This window comes from Nocardioides iriomotensis (assembly GCF_004168035.1).
Lineage (GTDB): Bacteria > Actinomycetota > Actinomycetes > Propionibacteriales > Nocardioidaceae > Nocardioides_B > Nocardioides_B iriomotensis.
This window is the reverse complement of sequence record NZ_SDPU01000037.1, coordinates 64,375-70,859: the sequence shown is the minus strand read 5'-3', so window position 1 is coordinate 70,859 and position 6,485 is coordinate 64,375. Positions and strand designations below refer to the sequence as shown.

Below are 6,485 nucleotides of genomic sequence, written 5' to 3'. Positions count from 1 at the left end.
CACCAGCGCGCCGTACCCCGCAGAGCGGCGGGTGAGCGCGACCGCTTCCGGAGCGGCGATGGCATCGATGCTGCCGGCCACCGCGATGCCGAGGCCACTCAGAGCCCCGGCACGCAGCATCTGGCGACGGGAAAGTTGTGGATCCATGGGGACGCCTCCACTTCAGATGTGTTGAGGTTCCGAGCCAACCCACGGATACCGACCCATACCCGTCGTCCCTGTGACGAATGGGCGAACAGCGGTCGAAGTCCGGGACAACGGCTGTGATCGCGCGGCGATCGCCCGCCATGCCGGAGTCGGCGACGGATCAGGAGCGAGACGGGGGTCGGCGGGTTGCAGGAAGCGCCTTGCGCGTCGCCCTGACCAGCCGGCTTGCCCGCGGGTCCCACGGCGCGGTGTCCTCGGGGTCCCAGGCGTAGGTGGGAACGCCGTCCCGGACGAGGGTGCCGAGCTCGGGGATGGAGAGCTCGGCCGCGGACCACGCGTAGAGCTCGTCGATGCGGGGCTTGACCACGCCGAGGTCGAGGACCCGTCCGACTCCGTGCTCGTGGTCGATGTACCACTGCAGGGGCTGGTCAAGCGGGTACCGGCCCGGCATCACCCGCGAGAGTGAGACGAAGATGCCCGTGAACGTCAGCCGCGGGTCACCCAGCACGGGCCCGCAAGCTCCCAGCCAGCCCAGCGCCAGTCGGGGAGCGGCCACGAGGGCGTGCGCGAACAGCACCCGGGCCAGGATCAGGTTGAGGAAGAAGCGTTCGGCGTGCGTCTCGGACTCGGCCAGGTCTCCGTGGTCCAGGTACGCCGACACGATGCTGGCGTTGTGGGCTCGGTACCACCGCCGTGCCGACGGGTCTCGAGCGAACTCGGTGCAGCACCTCGCACTCCACGAGGACATCGGGCCGCCCAGGTCGAGGACGTGGCCGCGCGCCTCGGCGGTGTCGGCAACGAGCCTCTCGTTCACCGCTCGCCACCAGGAGCTGCCGGGGACCGGGTCGTCGACGGGGTTGAGGAGACCGCGCCGCAGCTGCCAACGCATGAATCCCGTCGCCGCGCGCCGGTACGGCAGGTGCAGCTCCGGGTGTCCGGGCTCCGCCTCGTACAGGGACCTCATCAAGTTCAGGCGTCCCGCCGGCTCGTCGCGGACGGAGGCGACCACGTCGGCGGCGTACGCAGCGGCGGTCGGCATGGACCATTCTCGCCCCCCGCGCCGGCGGTCGGGACCGTGCCGCACGAGCGCTGTGCGCTTCCCGGTCCCGGGTCAGCTCGTGCAGACACGGTCGGCGGGAGCGTGCGGCCGGACCAGGTAGGCCTCGATGGCGTCGTGCGCGCAGCCGGCGGCGGCGAAGAAGGAGGTGTGTCCATCACCCTCCCGCGTGAGCAGGTCGCTGCCCCGGATCTGACCGGCCAGGCCGAGCGCCCAGGTGTAGGCCGTCGAGGGGTCGTGCGTGGCGTTGACGATCAGCGTCGGCACGTCGCGGACGTCGAGCCGGCGGAAGGGGTTGGCCGCCTTCACCGGCCACCCCATGCACCGCAGGATCTCCCACTGCTCGGTAGCGCCCTGCAGGTGTGGCGCGAGCTGTCGCCCGAGCTGGAGCCGCTGCTGCATCTGCGCCCACGTCCGGATCTCCGAGACGAAGTCCATGCAGGCGATCGACAGGCGTTCGGCGAGCGGAGCGGCGACGCGAACCGGTGGCAGGGCGAACATCGACGCGTCACCCTCGACCGCGGCCTTGATCCCTCGAGACAGCGCCGCCCAGGACAGCTCCGGTCCGAAGACACCCGGCTCCTTGAAGAGCAACCCTCGGGGCGTCCCCATCCGGATGTCCGCGCCGGTCACCGGACGGAGGGCTCCCGGTACGGGGATGGGGTGCCTGTCCGCGCGCGCCACCAGGTCGTCGTACACCGCTCCCACGTCCTGGCCCTTCAGCGCACAGGCGTCCGCCGTGGCGCACCAGGAGGCGAAGCGGTCGAAGGCGTCCTCGGCCGCCAGGATCTCGGTGGCCAGCATGGCCACCTCGGACCCGCTGTGCTCGAGCGCGCCGTCGAGGACCATCGCCCGGGTGTGCCGCGGGAACAGAGCGGCGTAGTTGGTCGCCACCTGCGTCCCGTACGAGATGCCCAGCCAGCTCACCTGCTTCTCGCCGAGGGCGCGACGCAGTGCGTCGTGATCGCGGGCGACACTGATCGTGTCCACGTGCCCCACGAGCGGGCCGGACGCCTTGACGCAGCTCCTCCCGAGCCGAGGGCCGTAGTCGCGCAGCTTCCTGAACTCCTTGGCGGTGCGGGGGAACAACGTGACATCGGCGGGGGCGACCGGAAGGTCACACCGGATGGGCGTGCTGCCCTTCACTCCGCGTGGGTCCATCGCCACCAGGTCGAAGCGGGCGAGCAACGCCGGGGAGAAGACCTGCGCCGCGTGCTCGACGTATGCGACCCCACCGTCGCCCGGTCCTCCCGGATTGAAGAACAGGGTTCCGACGCGGTGCTGCGGATCGTCCGCGCGGTGTCGCGCGATCGCGAGGCTAATCCGCTTCCCCTGCGGTCTCGCCCAGTCCAGAGGGACCGCGAGCCTCGCGCACTGGGCTGCACGTGAGCCGGGGCAGGTCTTCCAGGCCAGGGTGGGTCTGGTCAGGGCACCGGCACCCACCCGTGCGTCGGCCGAGGAGCCGGCCACCGGGACCTGCGTGACACCGAGAGCCAGCAGGACGCCCGCAGCGACCAGGACCATGAGCGCCGTGGTCACACGTGGCCGCCGCGTCGTGCGCTCGCTGTGCGTGGCCCCCGGGGTGGTGTTCCGTCCCCGCATGACTCGAGCCCCCGTAGATCCGGGGCAGCGTCGCGATGGCACTGCCGTCCCGTCCAGCGTTGGTCTCCCCGCCGCCCCGGCGCAATAGCGACGACGGGCCAGCCACGTCATCCCGTCGATGCTAGATCGACCGTGCCTGAAACTTGACACTTCAACTATCGACAGGTACCGTGAGTTGAAAGTTCAAGTTTCAACGTCAAGGGAGCAGATCGTGGCAACTGTCAGCATCATCGGTACCGGCAACATGGGTCAGGCCATCGCGAGCGTCGTCGCCAAGGGCGGCAACGGCGTGCAGCTGATCGGCGAGGCCGACAAGGACAAGCAGGTCACGGGCGAGATCGTCGTGCTCGCGGTGCCGTACCCGGCCGTCCCGCAGATCATCGCCGAGCGCGGCGAGCAGCTGGCCGGCAAGATCGTCGTCGACATCACCAACCCGCTGAACTTCGAGACGTTCGACTCCCTGACGGTTCCCGCGGACAGCTCCGCGGCCGCCGAGATCGCCGCCGCGCTGCCGGAGTCGCGAGTGCTCAAGGCGTTCAACACCACCTTCGCCGGCACCCTGGCCTCGGGCGAGGTCGGCCCGCTCGGCACCACCGTCCTGGTCGCGGGCGACGACGCCGACGCCAAGGCCACCCTGGCCGGCGTGGTCTCCGCCGGTGGGCTGAAGGTCATCGACGCCGGTGCGCTCAAGCGCGCTCGCGAGATGGAGGCGCTCGGCTTCCTGCAGATCAGCCTCGCGGCGAACGAGAAGATCTCGTGGACGGGTGGCTTCGGCGTCGCCGCCTGACGCGCGACCACCGAGTCCCTCCGAGTCCTGGCTCCGCCCGCGACCACCCGGTCGCGGGCGGAGCTGTCTGAACGGACACACTGCGCACAATCCGGTACGAACGGGACGGCGCACCTTCCATACTTCGAACGTGCCCACCCTCCACGAGCCCGTCGCGCGCCTGCGCGCCTACGAGCTGATGGAGCTGGCCCAGGGCGCCGAGCACGAGGACGCGCTCGCCGAGCTCGAGTCGCTCGAGATCGAGGCGGAGGCGCGGGGCTGGTCGGAGGCGGCGCTGCTCGCGGCGCTGGGCCGCGCGCTGCACGCACTCGTGCACGACACCGACCCCGAGACGCTGCCCGACCTGGTGGACCGGCTGGTCGCGCGGGCCGAGGCCCTCGGGCACGGCGGCCTGGTCGCGGTGACGCTGGCGTTCCGCGCCGTCGGCGCGGCTGGCCGGGCGGACAGCGCCTCGCTGCTGCACGACGCCGGCCGGGCCGTGACGCTCGCCGACGACGACACGTGGCCCGCCCTCGACCGGTGCACGGCGCTGGTGATCTGCGGGGCGGCGTACAACGCGCTCAGCCTGTGGGAGCTGGCCAGCGACCTGTACGACGCCGCGAACCGGCTCGCCCCGGAGTGCGAGCGGGCGCTGCAGGACCCCGCGATCGCGGTCAATCGCGTGCTGGTGCGCCTCGAGTGGGCGAGCGGCCTGTTCGAGCTCGGTGACGGGTCCGCGGCGCTCGCGCAGCTCGACCTCGCGGCGCGCGCCGCCGACGAGGCGATGTCGGCTACCGGGCTGCCCGTGCTCTGGCGGCAGGAGGTCGAGGCCAGCCGCGACGTCCTCGCCTTCGCCCGTACGGCGTTCCGCCCCGAGGCCAAGGGCGACCTGGAGGCGCTGCTCGCGACGGCGCGACGGCGCAGCGACGAGCTCGACGGCGCGGGCAGCCGGGAGATGAAGCCGCTGCTCGACGCGCTGGTCGTGCTGGCGCTGCACCGGCTGGGCCGGCGCGACGAGGCCGCCGTCGAGGCGTACCGGCTGCTGCCGCCGGCGTCGTCGTCCAGCGGCGCCCGGACGTTCGTCACCTGGCTGCGGGCGCACGTCCTCACCGGCGCCGACCCGAGCCCGGCCGTCGTCGCGCACCGGGAGTACGGCCTGCAGATGGCACACACCCGGTGGACCGCCCGCGAGGGCACGCTGTCCGCGGCCCGGTCGCGCATCGCGGGGGAGCGCCTCGGCGCCGAGCACGCCCGCCTCGCCCGCGACGTGCTGCTCGACCCGCTGACCGGCCTGAGCAACCGGCGCGCGTTCGACGACTGGCTCGACCGCGAGCCCGACCTGGGTGTCTCGACGGCGCTCATCCTCGTGGACCTCGACGGGTTCAAGGGCGTCAACGACGTCCACGGTCACGGGGTCGGCGACGACGTGCTGCGCCGGGTCGGCGGCCTGATCGCCGCGCACGTCCGCGCCGGCGACCTCGCGCTGCGCCTGGGCGGGGACGAGTTCGCCGTCGTGCTCAGCGGGGAGGCCGCGACGCTCGCGCTCGCCTGGGACCGCGCCCACGTGCTGACCGAGGCCATCGCCTCCGCGGACTGGGAGCCGAGCGCACCCGGCCTGCACGTGCGCGGCAGCGCCGGTGTGGCCGCGGGGATCGTCGGCCGGAGCGGCGGGACGACGGCGACGCGGCTCTACCGCGAGGCGGACGTCGAGCTCTACCGCGTCAAGGCCGCCCGGCCGGAGCGACACAGCCGCGTGGTGCGGCGGTAGGTCGGTCAGACGGCGGCGGTCTCGGCGACCCGGCCGCGGCCGGCCCGTTTGGCCTCGTACATCGCGACGTCGGCGACGCGCAGCAGGGCGTCGTGGTCCCCGCCGTCCTCGGGGAACCGGGCGATGCCGATGCTGGTGCCGATCCTGACCTCGTGACCCTCGACCAGGAACGGCTCCTCGATCGCGCTCAGGACCCGCTGCGCGACGGCCGGGGCCTCCAGCCCGCGCGGCAGGAAGACCGCGAACTCGTCGCCGCCGAGCCGCGCCGCCAGCTCTCCCGCGCGCAGCGTCGACTGCAGCCGCCGGGCCACCTCCTGGAGCACCAGGTCGCCGGCGTGGTGGCCGAAGGTGTCGTTCACCGGCTTGAACCGGTCGAGGTCGAGGTACAGCAGCGCCGCCCGTGTCCTCGGCCGCTCGAGCGCCAGGTCGACGGCGATCCGCAGCGCCTCGCGGTTGGGCAGCCGGGTGAGCGCGTCGGTCAGCGCGCGCTCGTGATGGCGGGCCGCCTCGACCCGCAGCCGCCGGTGGTCGAGCAGCATCGAGCCCCAGGTCCAGCCGAGCACGACGAACGCGAGCAGGAACGCCGTCGGCAGCACCACGGTGAGGCGGTCGATCACGACCTCCTGGTGGTCGACGGCGGCCTTGCCCTCGAGCCGGTGCCCGGTGATGGCCGCGTCCAGCAGGTCCTGCATCGCGTCGAGCGCGGGACCGGCCACGCGGTCCTCGGTGCGCTCGGCCTCCGGGACGTCGAGGGTGTCGCGCACCTCTGCGACGTACCGCTCGTTGAGCTGCTCCAGGTAGGCCAGCGTCGCCTTGTCCTCGCGGTCCGCCTCGGCGCGCACGTCCTCGACGGCGTCGGACACCGCGGCGACCGCCGACTCCAGCCGCGCCCGCGCGGCGACGCTCGGCGCGCGACGGTAGCCCGCCTCGGCCGCGGCCTCGCCCGCGACGGCACGCTGCAGGGTCAGGTACGGCGTGACGACCGCGCGCGTCTCGCTGACCCGGTGGTTCGCGTGCAGGATGGCGACGATGCCGGACGCCGTGGTCACGGCGAGCACGAGCAGGGCAGCACCGATCACCAGCGACGCCACGAGCGACGCACGGTTGCTCCTCACGGGCCCTCTCCTCGAGCCGGTTGCCTGGCC

The 6,485-nt window shown here is 72.9% G+C and carries 5 protein-coding genes; 2 read left to right on the top strand and 3 right to left on the bottom strand.

Features of this window, described 5'->3' with window-relative positions; genetic code table 11:
- Nucleotides 1-307 precede the first annotated feature (307 nt).
- Nucleotides 308-1,186 carry a hypothetical protein gene (locus tag ETU37_RS22675; protein ID WP_129989728.1) on the bottom strand — a complete coding sequence of 293 codons (879 nt, stop codon included), beginning with the start codon at nt 1,184-1,186 and terminating at the stop codon, nt 308-310.
- Between the two features lie 72 nt (nt 1,187-1,258).
- Nucleotides 1,259-2,728, bottom strand: a complete 1,470-nt coding sequence (locus ETU37_RS22670; RefSeq protein WP_240755901.1) for an alpha/beta hydrolase — start codon at nt 2,726-2,728, stop codon at nt 1,259-1,261.
- A gap of 289 nt (nt 2,729-3,017) precedes the next feature.
- Here ETU37_RS22670 and ETU37_RS22665 point away from each other — a divergent pair, with 289 nt between their 5' ends.
- Nucleotides 3,018-3,593, top strand: coding sequence for an NADPH-dependent F420 reductase (locus ETU37_RS22665; protein ID WP_129989724.1), 576 nt, complete (start codon nt 3,018-3,020; stop codon nt 3,591-3,593).
- 130 nt (nt 3,594-3,723) lie between these two features.
- Nucleotides 3,724-5,340, top strand: coding sequence for a GGDEF domain-containing protein (locus ETU37_RS22660; RefSeq protein ID WP_129989722.1), 1,617 nt, complete (start codon nt 3,724-3,726; stop codon nt 5,338-5,340).
- A 5-nt stretch (nt 5,341-5,345) separates the two neighbouring features.
- Here the strand turns inward: ETU37_RS22660 and ETU37_RS22655 are convergent, their stop codons facing one another.
- Entirely contained in the window at nt 5,346-6,455 is a 1,110-nt protein-coding gene (locus ETU37_RS22655; RefSeq protein WP_129989720.1) for a GGDEF domain-containing protein, read from the bottom strand.
- Nucleotides 6,456-6,485: the final 30 nt, after the last annotated feature.

Coding starts and splice junctions, on each gene's coding strand:
- ETU37_RS22675 (WP_129989728.1), bottom strand. CDS start 1,186: ATGCCGACCGCCGCTGCGTACGCCGCCGACGTGGTCGCCTCCGTCCGC.
- ETU37_RS22670 (WP_240755901.1), bottom strand. CDS start 2,728: ATGGTCCTGGTCGCTGCGGGCGTCCTGCTGGCTCTCGGTGTCACGCAG.